The sequence below is a fragment of the Shumkonia mesophila genome, assembly GCF_026163695.1.
In the GTDB taxonomy this organism is placed as follows: domain Bacteria; phylum Pseudomonadota; class Alphaproteobacteria; order Rhodospirillales; family Shumkoniaceae; genus Shumkonia; species Shumkonia mesophila.
This window is the reverse complement of sequence record NZ_JAOTID010000011.1, coordinates 138,531-151,748: the sequence shown is the minus strand read 5'-3', so window position 1 is coordinate 151,748 and position 13,218 is coordinate 138,531. Positions and strand designations below refer to the sequence as shown.

Genomic DNA, 13,218 nt, shown 5'->3' with positions numbered 1-13,218 from the left:
CGCCGGGGAACCGATTCGTTCAAGAAGCCGAAATAGGGAAACCAGCCATGAGCGCATACGTCCATCACGAAATGTTCCCCCTGGGCCATGACGACACGCCCTATCGCCGGCTCGCCACCGACGGCGTGAAGACGGTGACGCTCGACGGACGGACCCTGCTCAAAGTCGATCCCGCCGCCCTGACCGCGCTGACCGAGGCGGCGATCCACGATACCCAGCATCTCCTGCGGCCCACCCACCTGGCGCAGCTGCGCAAGATCCTCGACGACCCCGAAGCGTCGCCCAACGACCGCTTCATGGCCATCGAACTGCTGAAGAACGCGGCGATTTCCGCCGAAGGCGTGCTGCCCATGTGCCAGGACACCGGCACCATCATCGTCATGGGCAAGAAGGGCGAGAACGTGTTTACCGGCGCCGACGACGAGGCCGCCATCGCCGAAGGCATCCTGAAGACTTTCGCCAAGGACAACCTGCGCTACAGCCAAGTTTCGGCCCTCGACATGTTCGAGGAGGTCAACACCGGCAACAACCTGCCGGCCCAGATCGAGATCTACGCGACCAGGGGCGACGAGTACAAATTCCTGTTCGTCGCCAAGGGCGGCGGCTCGGCCAACAAGACCTTCCTGTTCCAGGAAACCAAGGCCCTCCTCAATCCGGCGAGCCTGATGAAATTCGTCGACGCCAAGATCCGCACGCTGGGCACCGCCGCCTGCCCGCCCTATCACCTGGCGCTGGTCATCGGCGGCACCTCGGCCGAGTTGACGCTGAAGACGGTGAAGCTGGCCAGCACCCATTACCTCGACGCCCTGCCCACCAAGGGCGGCAAGTTGGGCCAGGCGTTCCGCGACGTGGCGCTGGAAGAGCAGATCCTCGAAATGACCCAGAAGATGGGCATCGGCGCCCAGTTCGGCGGCAAGTACTTCTGCCACGATGTCCGGGTCATCCGCCTGCCCCGCCACGGCGCCTCGTGTCCGGTGGGCCTGGGCGTTTCGTGCTCGGCCGACCGCCAGATCAAGGCCAAGATCACCAGGGACGGCGTCTTCCTGGAGCAGATGGAAACCGACCCCGCCAAGTACCTGCCCGAGATCGAAGGCCACGGCCCGGTCCATGAGATCGTGAAAATCGACCTCAACCAGCCGATGGACGCCATCCGGGCCGAGCTTTCCAGGCATCCGATCAAGACCCTGGTGTCGCTCTCGGGGCCGATGATCGTGGCCCGCGACATCGCGCACGCCAAGCTCAAGGAACGCCTCGATGCCGGCAAGGGCCTGCCGCAGTACTTCAAGGACCATCCGGTCTATTACGCCGGGCCGGCCAAGACCCCGGCCGGCTACGCCTCGGGCTCCTTCGGGCCGACCACGGCGGGGCGCATGGACAGCTACGTCGACCTGTTCCAGGCCAACGGCGGCAGCCTGGTCATGGTCGCCAAGGGCAACCGCTCCCAGCAGGTGACCGACGCCTGCAAGAAGCACGGCGGCTTCTATCTGGCCTCTCCCGGCGGCCCGGCGGCGCGCCTGGCGCACGACTGCATCAAGAAGGTCGAGTGCATCGAGTATCCCGAACTCGGCATGGAAGCGGTCTGGCGCATCGAGATCGAGGATTTCCCGGCCGCCATCTGCGTCGACGACAAGGGCAACGACTTCTTCGCCGAACTGATCAATCCGGCCCGCTGAAGGCCGGCCCGGCGCGGCGGGCCGCATCGCGGCCGCCGCCCGATAACCATAAGAGGAAACGCCATGAAACTTCCCGAGCCCCGGCTTGCAGGGGGCATGCCCCTGGCCCAGGCCCTGCGCGAGCGCCGCTCGATACGCGCCTACGCGACGACCCCGCTCGCGCTCGCCGACATCTCGCAGCTTCTGTGGTCGGCCGCCGGCGTCACCTCGCCCGAAGGGTTCCGCACGACGCCGTCGGCGGGGGCGACCTTTCCGCTGGAAACCTACCTGATCGCCGGCGCCGTCGACGGACTGGCCGCCGGTGTCTACCGCTACGACCCGGCGACCCACGGCCTTGGCCAGACGGCGGCCGGCGACATCCGCGCCGACCTGGCCGCCGCCTGCATGAACCAGGCCTGCGTCGCCACCTGCACCGCCGCCATCCTGTTCGGGGCGGTGTTCGAACGGACCACCGCCAAGTATGGCGACATGGGACGCGACTTCGTTTTGCTGGAGGCCGGGCACGCCGCGCAAAACGTCTCGTTGCAGGCCGTGGCACTGGGACTGGGCGCGGTGGCCATCGGGGCGCTGGACGAGCAAAGATTGCAGTCCCTGGCCGCCATGGGCGACAATGAGAAGCCGATCTACATGATGGTGTTCGGAAAACCGAACGCTTGAAGAGGGAGGACGCCAATGTCGAAACGGGTCGAAAGAGCTGTCGAACTGTTCGGGCCTGACAAATGCAATTGCAGCCAGGCGATGGCGGTTGCCTTCGCCAGCGCCGTGGGATTCGACGAAACCGCCGCCATGAATGCCGGCCGCGGCTTTGGCGCCGGCATTGGCGCGCACGGCCTGATCTGCGGGGCGGTGACCGGAGCGGTCATGACGCTGGGCATTCGCGCCGCCAAACTGACCAAGAGCGAGAAGGACGCCAAGACCAAGGCCTACGAGATGGCGCACCGCTTCACCGAGCAGTTCAAGGCCCGCCACGGCACCCTCGGCTGCAAGGAGCTGATCGGCGTCGACCTGTCCACCGAGGCGGGCCGCAAGCTGAATACCGACATGCAGATCACCCGCCGGATGTGCCCCGACTTCGTGCGTTCCGCCGCCGAGATCGTCGAAGATCTGCTGTAGGTCCGGTCCGCGCGGCCGCCCGCCGATGGAATTCCTGTTCGACGGCCCCGACGACGCCCCGGTCACGCTGGCCCTCGCCCACGGCGCCGGGGCGCCGATGGATTCGCCCTTCATGGCCTTTTTCGCCGAGGGGTTGGCGGCACGCGGCGTGCGCGTCGCCCGCTTCGAGTTCCCCTACATGGCCGCAAGGCGGGCCGACGGCCGCAAGCGCGGACCCGACCGCCCGGCCGTGCTGCTGGCCACCTGGCTGGACGTGATCGGCCGGCTGGGCGGTCCCAAGCGCCTGGTCATCGGCGGCAAGTCGATGGGCGGGCGCATCGCCAGCCTTGTCGCCGACGAGGCTGGCGTCGCCGGGCTGATCTGCCTCGGCTATCCGTTCCACCCGGCGGGCCGCCCCGCCACATTGCGCACCGCCCACCTGGGCGATCTCGCCACCCCCACCCTCATCGTGCAGGGCACCCGCGATCCCCTGGGCAGCCGGGACGAGGTGGCCGGCTATCCCCTTTCCGCCGCCATCCGCCTTTGCTGGATCGAGGACGGCGATCACGACCTGACCCCGCGCCAGCGGTCCGGCCGCACCCAGGCGCAGAACTGGCGGGAGGCCGTCGGCCTCGCTGCCGGGTTCGCCTTGGCGGCATAATCGGGTAAAATCGGTCAACGGCGACCCGCAACCGCATCCAGGGAGGCCCCCGCATGCCGGAGTCCGGAAAGTTCCGCACCGAATCCGATTCCATGGGAACGGTCAAGGTTCCCGCCGACCGCTATTGGGGCGCCCAGACGCAGCGCGCCATCGAGAACTTCCGGATCGGCGAGGAACCCATGCCGATGTCGGTCATCCGCGCGCTGGCCATCGTCAAGAAGGCGGCGGCCCAGGCCAACGTCGAACTGGGCGAACTGCCGGCCCCGCTCGGCGAGGCCATCGGCAAGGCCGCCGACGAGGTGATCGAGGGGAAACTGGCCGGGCAGTTCCCACTGGTGGTCTGGCAGACCGGCTCGGGCACCCAGAGCAACATGAACGTCAACGAGGTCATCGCCAACCGCGCCAACGAGGTGCTGGGCAGCCCACTCGGGGCTCACACGCCAGTCCACCCCAACGACCACGTCAACCGCGGCCAGTCCTCCAACGACGCCTTTCCGACGGCCATGCACATCGCCGCCGCCGAGCAGATCCATTACCAGCTTCTGGCCGCGCTGCATCAGTTGCACGGCATGCTGCTGCGCAAGGTCGATGCCTTTTCCGACGTCCTCAAGATGGGCCGCACCCACACCATGGACGCCGTGCCGATGACCCTGGGCCAGGAGTTTTCGGCCTATGCGATGCAAGTCGAAGCCGGCATCGCCCGGCTGCGCGGCTGCCTGCCCCGGCTTTACCAGATCGCCCAGGGCGGCACCGCCATCGGCACCGGGCTCAACACCCATCCGCGCTTCGCCGAGGTGTTCACCGAAAAGGCGGCGGCGATCACCGGCCTGCCGCTGGTTTCGGCCCCCAACAAGTTCGAGGCGCTGGCCGCCCACGACACCCTGGTCGAGGTATCGGGCGCGCTCAACGTTCTGGCCGTCTCGCTGATGAAGATCGCCAACGACATCCGCCTCTTGGCCTCGGGGCCGCGCGGCGGTCTGGGCGAACTGGTGCTGCCCGCCAATGAGCCCGGCTCCTCGATCATGCCGGGCAAGGTAAACCCCACCCAGAGCGAGGCGCTGACCCAGGTGTGCGCCCAGGTCATCGGCAACCACATGACGATCACGGTGGCCGGCGCCAGTGGCCATTTCGAGCTCAACGTCTTCAAGCCGGTCATCATCTACAACCTGCTGCAATCGATCGGCCTGCTGTCGGACGCCTGCCGCAGCTTCGCCGACAACTGCGTGTCGGGGATCACCGCCAACGCGCCGCGCCTGCGCCATATGATGGAACAGTCGCTCATGCTGGTGACGGCGCTGTCGCCGCACATCGGCTACGACAAGGCCGCCGAGATCGCCAAGAAGGCGCACGCCGAGGGAACCACCCTGCGCGAGGCGGCGATTGCGCTCGGCTACGTCAATGCCGCCGACTTCGACGCCTGGGTGCGTCCGGAAACCATGCTGGGACCGCAGGAGTAGCCGCTCAAACGGTGGCCTCGGCGACGGCCGGCCGCTCGGCCGGATAGATGCGGGCGGCCTGGGCGCGCAGGAAGACGGACTGGCCGACCGTCAGCTTGAGCTCGCGGTGACGGGTCCTCGACAGCAGGGCCTCGACCGGCGCCTTCACCCCCTCGGCGGCCAGTTCCACCACCGCGACCGGGCCGGCCGCGGCGATGTGGCGCACGATCGCCGGCAGCCCGAGCTGGGCCTTGGTCGTATAGATGGCGATGTCGTGGGGACGGACGTAGGCGACGGCCGACCCCTCGACGACGCCGGGGGATCTGACGGTCATGAATTCGTCGTCGCAGACCACGGCGACGCCGCCCCGGATCGTGCAGTCGAAGCGGTTGACGTTGCCCAGGAACTCGCAGACATAAGCCGACGCCGGGTGATCGTAGACGTCCTGCGGCGAGCCGATCTGTTCGATCGTCCCGTTGCTCATGACCGCCACCCGGTCGGCCAGTTCGAGCGCCTCGTCCTGGTCGTGGGTGACGAACACGCTGGTCAGATGCATTTCTTCGTGGAGCGCGCGGAGCCAGCGCCGCAGTTCGCGGCGCACCTTGGCGTCGAGCGCGCCGAACGGCTCGTCGAGCAGCAGCACGCTGGGCTCGACGGCCAGCGAGCGGGCCAGCGCCACCCGCTGGCGCTGGCCGCCCGACAGTTGGGTGGGATAGCGCGCCGCAAAATTGGTGAGCTGCACGAGGTCGAGCAGGCGCCCGACGCGGGCGCGGATCTCGGCCTCGGGAAGGCGCCTTTCCCGCGGCTTGACGCGCAACCCGAAGGCCACGTTTTCGAACACCGTCATGTGGCGGAACAGCGCGAAATGCTGGAAGACGAAGCCGACGTTGCGCTCGCGGACGGTGCGCCGGCTGGCGTCGTCGCCGTCGAACAGGATGGCGCCGCCGTCGGGGAATTCGAGCCCGGCAATGATGCGCAGCAGCGTCGTCTTGCCCGAGCCGGACGGCCCCAGCAGCGCCACCAGCTCGCCCGACTCCACAGCCAAGTTAACGGCGCGCAGGGCGGTGAACTCGCCGAACGTCTTGGTGATGTCCTTGGCTTCGATCCGCATCGGCGATCCTTCCTACAGGCGGCGGGCGGCCGCCAGCTCGGCGCCGTAGCGCCACTCCAGCGCCGTCTTGAGCGCCAGCGTCACCAGCGCCAGCAGCGCCAGCAGCGAGGCGATGGCGAAGGCCGCCGTGAAATTGTACTCGTTGTAAAGAATCTCGACATGAAGCGGCATGGTGTTGGTTTCGCCCCGGATGTGGCCGGAGACCACCGAAACGGCGCCGAATTCGCCCATAGCGCGGGCGTTGCACAAAAGAACCCCGTAGATCAGGCCCCATTTGATGTTGGGCAGCGTAACGCGCCGGAAGGTCTGCCAGCCGCCGGCGCCCAGGGACAGCGCGGCCTCCTCCTCCTCGTTGCCCTGCTCCTGCATGAGCGGGATCAGCTCGCGGGCGACGAACGGGAAGGTGACGAAAATGGTGGCGATGACGATGCCCGGTACCGCGAAGATGATCTCGACGTCGTTGGCGACGAGCCACGGGCCGAACCATCCATGCGCCCCGAACAGCAGAACGTAGATCAGGCCGGCGATCACCGGGGAGACCGAGAACGGCAGGTCGATGAAGGTGACGAGCAGGCTCTTGCCCGCGAACTCGAACTTGGCGATGGCCCAGGCCGCGGCGACACCGAAGACGATGTTGAGCGGCACCGCGATGGCCGCCGTGATCAGGGTCAGGCGGATGGCCGCCAGGGCGTCCGGTTCGGTGAACGCCTCGACGTAGGCGCCGATCCCGCCCTGCAGCGCCTCGGCGAAGACGACGAACAGCGGGGCCAGCAGGAACAGGCCGAGAAAGACCAGCGCCAGCGCGATCAACGCCAGCCGGACCCAGGCGGGCTCGGAGATGACGGACCGGGGACGTCTTTTGCTGCTTCTAGACATAGCGGGCGCGATTCCAGCGTTGCAGCAGGTTGATGACGAAAAGGAGGGCGAACGACACCAGCAGCATGAAGGCCGCGATGGCGGTGGCCCCGGCGTAGTCGTACTGCTCCAGCTTGATGACGATGAGGAGCGGCGCGATCTCCGAAACCATCGGCAGGTTGCCGGCGATGAAGATCACCGACCCGTACTCGCCGACGCCGCGCGCGAAGGCCAGGGCGAAACCGGTGAGGATGGCCGGGAAGATCGCCGGCAGGATCACCCGCCGGAAGGTTTGCAGCCGCCCGGCGCCCAGGCTGGCCGCCGCCTCCTCGACCTCGGCGTCGATGTCCTGCAGCACCGGCTGGACGGTGCGCACGACGAATGGCAGGCCGATGAAGACGAGGGCGACCACCACGCCCAGCGGCGTGAAGGCGACCTTGACGCCGAGCGGGGCCAGCAGGGCGCCGATCCAGCCGTTCTCGGCATAGAGCGCGGTCAGCGTGATGCCGGCGACCGCGGTGGGCAGCGCGAACGGCAGGTCGATCAGGGCATCGACGATGCGCTTGCCGGGAAAGCGATAGCGCACCATCACCCAGGCGACCAGCAGCCCGAAGATGGCGTTGGCGGCGGCCGCGAAAAAGGCGGCGCCGAAACTGAGGCGGTAGGCGGCCACCGCCCGCGGCGACAGCGCCGCCTGCCAGAAGGCCAGCCAGCCGACGCCGGCCGACTTCAGGAAAAGGCCGCACAGCGGAACCAGAACGACCAGGCCCAGGTAAAAGACGCTGATGCCCACGGTGATCCCGAAGCCGGGCAGGACGCTCGGCTGCCTGAACCAAACTGGCGACGCCGCCCGCATGGCCGGCTCCTAGCGAGTCGGCTGGTAGAGTTGATCGAACATGCCGCCGTCATCGAAGTGCGCGCTCTGGGCCTTCTGCCACCCCCCCAGCCAATCGATGGTGAAGAGATCGACCTTGGGAAAGCGCGCGACGTCGGCGGCATCGGCAAGCTCGGGCGTGACCGGCCGATAGTAGTGCCTGGCCGCCAACCGCTGGCCGACCGGCGAGTAGAGATAGGTCAGATAGGATTCGGCGATTGCGAGCGTGCCGTGCTTCCGGGCGTTGCCCTCGACCACGGCGACCGAGGGTTCGGCCAGGATGCTGACCGAGGGGACGACGATTTCAAACTTGTCCGGTCCCAGCTCGTTGATGGCGAGGAAGGCCTCGTTCTCCCAGGCCAGCAGCACGTCGCCGATGCCGCGCCGCACGAACGTCGTGGTCGCCCCCCGGGCCCCGGTATCGAGAATCGGCACGTTACGAAAGATGGCCGCCACGAAGTCGCGCGCCTTGGCCTCGTCGCCGCCCCAGGTGCGCAGTGCGTATCCCCACGCCGCCAGGTAGTTCCAGCGGGCGCCCCCCGACGTTTTGGGGTTGGGCGTGATGACCTGGATGCCGGGCTTGGCGAGGTCGCCCCAGTCGCGGATGCCCTTCGGGTTCCCCTTGCGCACCAGGAAAACGATGGTCGAGGTGTAGGGCGCGCTGTTGTGGGGCAGGCGGGCCTGCCAGTCGGGGGGGATCAAGCCCGTCTTCCCGGCGATGACGTCGATGTCATAGGCCAAAGCCAGGGTCACGACGTCGGCCGCCAGCCCGTCGATGACGGCCCGGGCCTGCTTGCCCGCCCCGCCATGCGACATCCGCACGGCGACGGTTTCGCCCGTTTTGGCCTTCCAGTCCTCGATGAAAGCCTTGTTGAAGTCGCGGTACAGCTCGCGCGTCGGATCGTAGGAGACGTTGAGGATATCGGCGCCGGCCTGGCTCCCCGCCGGAGCCAGCATCGACAGCGCCAGTCCGATGGCACCCACGCGCAGCCACACACCCAGGTTCGCGAACATGCGAGGCCCTCCTCCCTATCGCCACAACACGACCGTCGATGGAGAGGGGCGGGTTAGGACGAACTCCGCCAGCAACCGTTGATCATGATATTTCTCCCGTCGCTGCCTTTCGGACGCTCCCCCACCGCTTGGCCTTCCCGGCAACCACGCCATTTTTGCCCTATGATACAAGAAGCAGGCGCGGCAGGCAAGATTGCGGCGGTTTATATTTAAGTTAAAATGCGTATAGATTTCATATTAGCAAGATCACAGATCAAATAACTAAATTTATTTCATGAATATCACCCATTAAGTATGATTGTTTACTTTGCCATTTCAAAGAAAAATAACGAAAATCGGATATTAGTGTTTCGGGTCGGGAAGGCGATGGCGCGGATCGGCGAAGCCCTTGGCTTTGGGGTCTCCGATGCGCTACCAACATGAGGAAAGAAACCGCCGAGCCGAGAGGATCTGCCGTTCCATGGTGCTGAGCCCCGAATTCCGCGACTACGTGCTGGAGATGCTGGAACCGCTGGGCGGGGTGACGGCGCGCCGGATGTTCGGCGGCGCCGGCCTCTATCGGGACGGCACCATCTTCGCGCTCGTCGCCGGAGACGTCCTCTATTTCAAGGTCGACGACGCCAACCGCGCCGACTACGAGGCGGCCGGCACCGGCCCCTTCCGTCCCTTCGAGGACAAGCCCTTTGCCATGCCGTACTGGGAAGTGCCCGCCGATATCCTCGAGGACCCGGCGGAAATCTGCGCCTGGGCGGCCAAGGCGTGGGAAGCCGGCCGGCGCGCCGGCCCGCCGCCCAAACGAAGGCGGCGCCAGCCATGAGCGACCGCGACGGCATCCGCAAGCGCTCGGTCGTCATCGCCGGCCACGCCACCAGCGTATCGGTCGAGCCCGAGTTCTGGGAGGCGCTGCGCGAAATCGCCGCGGCACGGGCGGTTTCGGTCAACCAGTTGATCGCCGAGATCGACGGCGGGCGGACCGGCAACCTGTCCAGCGCCATCCGCCTTTTCGTGCTGGCCGAGCTGCGCGCCCGGGCGGCAGAGAGTCGCGGAACCGACTAGCCAAAGCCTCAGTCGGCGCCGGGAATCAGTTTGCGCAGGATCTTGCTGGGCGCGGAATTTTGAAGGATCGACCCCGGGATGCTGAGGGCCTTGCCGGGCAGCTTGGCGACGTCGAGCACGACGTTGGGCTGGTCGATGTCGCCCTCGATCCGCAAGGGCACACCGAAGCCGACGCCGGTCGTTCCCGAAAGCAGCTTGGCGAACAGGTTCTGGGAAAGCTGGATGTCGCTGTCGACCTTCATCGTCCATTTGGGAAGGTCGACGGTCCCCTTGCCCTTGCCCTCGCCGACGGTGGAAACGAGACGCAAGTCTTCCGAGCGTGCGATGCCGCGGTCGATCTTGAAGGAACCCGAGATGTCGGCCTGTCCTTCCGGCCGCTGATCGCCGCCCAGGCCGGCCAGCTGATTGAGGCCCGACAGCAAGGCGGCGATGGGGCCGCGCGGCTTGCCCGAGTCTCCGCTCAACGCCGCCTTCTTGACCTCGAAGGAGCCCTCGCCCTTGAGGCCGGAAACCATCTCGGCGACACTGGCGCCCGAGGAATTGACCGCCGTGCTGAACGCGATGTCGCCGGTCGCCAGCCGCTTGCCCTCCAACTCCTCCTGATAGGTGCCGAAATCGCCCCCGGTCAGCGACAACGTTCCGTCGAGGGCCGGCTTGGGACCCGCCTTGAGCGTAACGTCTCCCTTGAGCGCGCCGCCGAACAGGATGCCGCTCAGCGCCGGGATGCGCAGCACGCCTTCGGTCACGGTGGTATCGGCGGCCACGTCGCGCACCATGATGCCGTCATAGACGACGGCCTCGCCGGCCAGCTTGAGATCGGCATCGAAGGCGCTGAGAACCGCGAGGTCGAGTGGCGCCGTCGACCAGCGTCCGGCGGTGGCGGCCGCCGGCCACAGGCGCGGCGCCTCGCCAGCCGGCATCTTCGCCGGAACCCAGGCGGCGGGAATGATTCGCGGAACCAGCGCCGCCGAGCGTTGAGCCGGCAGGAAGGGATCGACGACGACGCGCCCGGCCTTGAGATCGCCGGTCAGGCGCGGTCGCGGTCCGGCCAGGTCGACGTTCAGCGTGCCGGCAAGGGTGGCCGCCCCCACCTTGCCGTCGAGTTGGGAGATCGCCACCCGCTTGGCGTCCGCCTTGACCGTGGCCGACAGGCCGACGTCGCCCGGCCGCCCGGCCGGCCGGTAGTTGACCCCGAACAGCCCCAGCAGCCGCGCGAAATCGCCGTGACGGACCGTGACATCGCCGGCGAACAGCGATTCCACCGGCAGGACCGACAGCCGTCCTTTAAGCTCGACCGCCGCCTCCGGCGTCTTGGCGGCCAGATCGACCTGCGGACGCAACAGCGATCCCTCGATGCCGCCGGTGATCTCGACGACGCCGAGGTCGCGGGTCGATACCGGCACCGGCGTCTCCAGCAGGCGGCTCAACCGGTCGACGTCGATGCCGCGAGCCTCGAAGCGGCCGTTCTTCACCGACGGCAGCAGATTCAGGCCGCTCAGAGCCCCCGACAGCGAGGCCGAGGCGCCCGCCAGGTCGCCGATGGCGGCCCGGCGCAGGTCCAGGTTGCCGCCGAACAGCGTGCCGTCGAAGACCAGGTCGTTGACCGGAACCTGGCGATAGGTCAGGCGCTCGACCTGAAGCTTGAGATTGGCGTCGAACCGGTTGAGGAAATCGGGAAGAGCGAAGCTTGGTTCCGGCTGCGGGCCGGCGGAGGGTTGCGACTGCGGCGTCGCCGTGGCGGCATCGGCGGCCGGCGGCGCGCCGTTGGGCGACAGATAGGCGTCCAGATTCAGACGATCGACCGTGAAACTGGCACCGAAGGCCAGGCGCTGGCGCAAGGCCAGGGTGATGCCGCCGGTGATGCGCGAGGAATCCACCATCATGTCCAGGTTCAGACCCTGCACCTGCTCGGGATCGGCGACAATGCGGCCCTTGACGGTCGCCTTGCGCAGGCGGTCGGAGGCGATGCCCGGCACCTCGCCCCCCAGCCATGCGACCACGCGGCGCAAATCGCTGACCTTGGCGTCGAGCGTACCGTCGAACTTCGGCGCCCCGTCCTGGGCGGTCAGAAATCCGGTCACGAACACGTCGGAGCCGCCCGGCAACTGCGCCGTAAACTGGCTCAAGGTAACCTCGCCCCCGTGCAGATCGGCGGTCGCCCGCGCGTCGCTGATGATGTTGCCCCGGTAGGTGATGGTTTCCGCCGTCAGTTCGACGGTGCCGTTGACGTTCTGGGGAAGAGCAAATGCGGGCGCGGTGGGCGCCGGCGCCTTCGGCTTGGCCACGGGGCCCACCGTGATATCCCGCGCCGCCTCCGGATCGTCGGCGGGAGTGGCGGCCGGCTTGGGCTGCGGGGGGGCGAGCAGGGCGTCGAGGTCGACCTTCGGCATCGTCAGCTTGGTGGTAAAGCCGATCGGGCTTTCGGCCAGGTTTGCCGTCAGTTCGCCGTCGGCCCGAAGCGCCCCCAGCGACACCGCCAGATGTTTAACCGACAGATCCTGGGCCGACACCGTGACATCGCCGCTGGCGCCGAAGGGCTGCGCGAAAAACGCCGGGGACGCCCCGCCGCCGACCGCCGCCAGGAGGTCGGACAGCATCTTGCCGCTGGCGATGACCTTGCCCTTGAACTTGGGCGCCTCGGCCAGTTCGACGATGGCGCCCGAGATCTCGGCCCTGGCATCCCCCGGTTCGGCGACGACGGCCATGTTGAGGGGAACCGTCCGTTCGTTGATGACCCGGCCGACCGATAGCTCATAGCCCAGGGGGATGCCCCGGAAGTCCAGGCGACCGGCGCTGTCGAACGGGCCGGTCGGGGACTCGGCGGTCAGCCTGGCCTCGAGGCGCTCGATTCGTTCGACGGTCCCCGAGCGGGCGTCGCGATAGATGATGGTACCGTTCTCGATGTGGAAGCTGTCCAGCCGGATCGCCGTCCCGCTTCCCGCCTCGCCGGCCCCGAAGCCGGGCAGCGGCGCGCTGGTCGAACCGTCGTTTTCGGTGCGGACGGGCGCGAATTCCCAGTTCGTCCGCCCGTCGGCCAGCCGTTCCAACTCGACGATGGGGTCGACCAGCTTGATGGTCTCCACCTCGACATTGCCGCCCAGCAGGGGCCCCAGCGCGATCCGCACTTCCACCGATTTGAGGCGAATCATGTCGGCGGCGCCGGCCCCTTTGAGGTTGGCCATGCGCACGCCGTTGGCGATCAGCGCCGGCGCCGGCAGGACGGCGATGTGAATGTCGCCGCCGATGACGACGTCGCGCCCCGTCAGGCCCTTCAGTTGCGCCTGGATGGTCCCCTTGTAGTCGTTCCAGTCGATGACGCCCGGCAGCACGACGACTGCGATCGCCAGGATGGCCACCAGACCGAGAACGATGCCAAGGAGTTTCTTCACCCGCGCAGTCCCAACGCCAACGATTGAAGGAAACCGGCCGCACCCCCGCCCGACCAG

12 protein-coding genes are annotated in these 13,218 nt (G+C 67.5%); 7 read left to right on the top strand and 5 right to left on the bottom strand.

Going from position 1 to position 13,218, the window contains the following annotated elements; all coding sequences use genetic code 11:
• The first annotated feature begins 47 nt into the window (after positions 1-47).
• The 5 genes from ODR01_RS17615 to fumC all read left to right on the top strand — a co-directional run bounded on the left by ODR01_RS17615 (position 48) and on the right by fumC (position 4,883).
• A complete protein-coding gene (locus ODR01_RS17615) occupies positions 48-1,673 on the top strand; it encodes a fumarate hydratase (protein ID WP_316979004.1) in 1,626 nt (541 codons plus the stop codon).
• 63 nt (positions 1,674-1,736) lie between these two features.
• Entirely contained in the window at positions 1,737-2,330 is a 594-nt protein-coding gene (locus tag ODR01_RS17610) for a SagB/ThcOx family dehydrogenase (protein WP_316979003.1), read from the top strand.
• 15 nt (positions 2,331-2,345) lie between these two features.
• Positions 2,346-2,786: a C-GCAxxG-C-C family protein gene (locus ODR01_RS17605; RefSeq protein WP_316979002.1), complete on the top strand. Its 441-nt coding sequence runs from the start codon at positions 2,346-2,348 to the stop codon at positions 2,784-2,786.
• 25 nt (positions 2,787-2,811) lie between these two features.
• Positions 2,812-3,426 carry an alpha/beta family hydrolase gene (locus tag ODR01_RS17600; RefSeq protein ID WP_316979001.1) on the top strand — a complete coding sequence of 205 codons (615 nt, stop codon included), beginning with the start codon at positions 2,812-2,814 and terminating at the stop codon, positions 3,424-3,426.
• 53 nt (positions 3,427-3,479) lie between these two features.
• Positions 3,480-4,883 carry a class II fumarate hydratase gene (gene fumC, locus ODR01_RS17595; protein WP_316979000.1) on the top strand — a complete coding sequence of 468 codons (1,404 nt, stop codon included), beginning with the start codon at positions 3,480-3,482 and terminating at the stop codon, positions 4,881-4,883.
• A gap of 4 nt (positions 4,884-4,887) precedes the next feature.
• On the opposite strand, the gene ODR01_RS17590 is transcribed toward fumC, so the two are convergent.
• Genes ODR01_RS17590 through ODR01_RS17575 form a run of 4 tightly spaced genes read right to left on the bottom strand, consistent with a single transcriptional unit; the run spans position 4,888 to position 8,716 of the window.
• On the bottom strand, positions 4,888-5,973 hold the full coding sequence (locus ODR01_RS17590) for a sulfate/molybdate ABC transporter ATP-binding protein (protein WP_316978999.1): 1,086 nt from the start codon (positions 5,971-5,973) through the stop codon (positions 4,888-4,890).
• A gap of 12 nt (positions 5,974-5,985) precedes the next feature.
• Entirely contained in the window at positions 5,986-6,849 is an 864-nt protein-coding gene (gene cysW, locus ODR01_RS17585) for a sulfate ABC transporter permease subunit CysW (RefSeq protein ID WP_316978998.1), read from the bottom strand.
• Positions 6,842-7,684: a sulfate ABC transporter permease subunit CysT gene (gene cysT, locus ODR01_RS17580; RefSeq protein ID WP_316978997.1), complete on the bottom strand. Its 843-nt coding sequence runs from the start codon at positions 7,682-7,684 to the stop codon at positions 6,842-6,844. The genes cysW and cysT overlap by 8 nt, the downstream gene beginning before the upstream one ends.
• Positions 7,685-7,693: 9 nt before the next feature.
• The gene (locus ODR01_RS17575) at positions 7,694-8,716 is read right to left on the bottom strand and encodes a sulfate ABC transporter substrate-binding protein (RefSeq protein WP_394356844.1); all 1,023 of its coding nucleotides are present in this window, start codon (positions 8,714-8,716) and stop codon (positions 7,694-7,696) included.
• Positions 8,717-9,176: 460 nt separating this feature from the next.
• Here ODR01_RS17575 and ODR01_RS17570 point away from each other — a divergent pair, with 460 nt between their 5' ends.
• Positions 9,177-9,533: a TfoX/Sxy family protein gene (locus ODR01_RS17570; RefSeq protein ID WP_316978996.1), complete on the top strand. Its 357-nt coding sequence runs from the start codon at positions 9,177-9,179 to the stop codon at positions 9,531-9,533.
• Entirely contained in the window at positions 9,530-9,772 is a 243-nt protein-coding gene (locus tag ODR01_RS17565; RefSeq protein ID WP_316978995.1) for a ribbon-helix-helix domain-containing protein, read from the top strand. Before ODR01_RS17570 ends, ODR01_RS17565 begins: the two co-directional genes overlap by 4 nt.
• Before the next feature lie 8 nt (positions 9,773-9,780).
• Here the strand turns inward: ODR01_RS17565 and ODR01_RS17560 are convergent, their stop codons facing one another.
• On the bottom strand, positions 9,781-13,161 hold the full coding sequence (locus tag ODR01_RS17560) for an AsmA family protein (protein WP_316978994.1): 3,381 nt from the start codon (positions 13,159-13,161) through the stop codon (positions 9,781-9,783).
• Between the last annotated feature and the right edge of the window lie 57 nt (positions 13,162-13,218).

Bases quoted from the DNA above. Each gene is read 5' to 3' on its own strand.
- ODR01_RS17565 (WP_316978995.1), top strand. From the start codon at position 9,530: ATGAGCGACCGCGACGGCATCCGCAAGCGCTCGGTCGTCATCGCCGGC.
- ODR01_RS17575 (WP_394356844.1), bottom strand. From the start codon at position 8,716: ATGTTCGCGAACCTGGGTGTGTGGCTGCGCGTGGGTGCCATCGGACTG.
- ODR01_RS17605 (WP_316979002.1), top strand. From the start codon at position 2,346: ATGTCGAAACGGGTCGAAAGAGCTGTCGAACTGTTCGGGCCTGACAAA.
- ODR01_RS17570 (WP_316978996.1), top strand. From the start codon at position 9,177: ATGGTGCTGAGCCCCGAATTCCGCGACTACGTGCTGGAGATGCTGGAA.
- fumC (WP_316979000.1), top strand. From the start codon at position 3,480: ATGCCGGAGTCCGGAAAGTTCCGCACCGAATCCGATTCCATGGGAACG.
- cysT (WP_316978997.1), bottom strand. From the start codon at position 7,684: ATGCGGGCGGCGTCGCCAGTTTGGTTCAGGCAGCCGAGCGTCCTGCCC.
- ODR01_RS17590 (WP_316978999.1), bottom strand. From the start codon at position 5,973: ATGCGGATCGAAGCCAAGGACATCACCAAGACGTTCGGCGAGTTCACC.
- ODR01_RS17615 (WP_316979004.1), top strand. From the start codon at position 48: ATGAGCGCATACGTCCATCACGAAATGTTCCCCCTGGGCCATGACGAC.
- ODR01_RS17610 (WP_316979003.1), top strand. From the start codon at position 1,737: ATGAAACTTCCCGAGCCCCGGCTTGCAGGGGGCATGCCCCTGGCCCAG.
- ODR01_RS17600 (WP_316979001.1), top strand. From the start codon at position 2,812: ATGGAATTCCTGTTCGACGGCCCCGACGACGCCCCGGTCACGCTGGCC.
- cysW (WP_316978998.1), bottom strand. From the start codon at position 6,849: ATGTCTAGAAGCAGCAAAAGACGTCCCCGGTCCGTCATCTCCGAGCCC.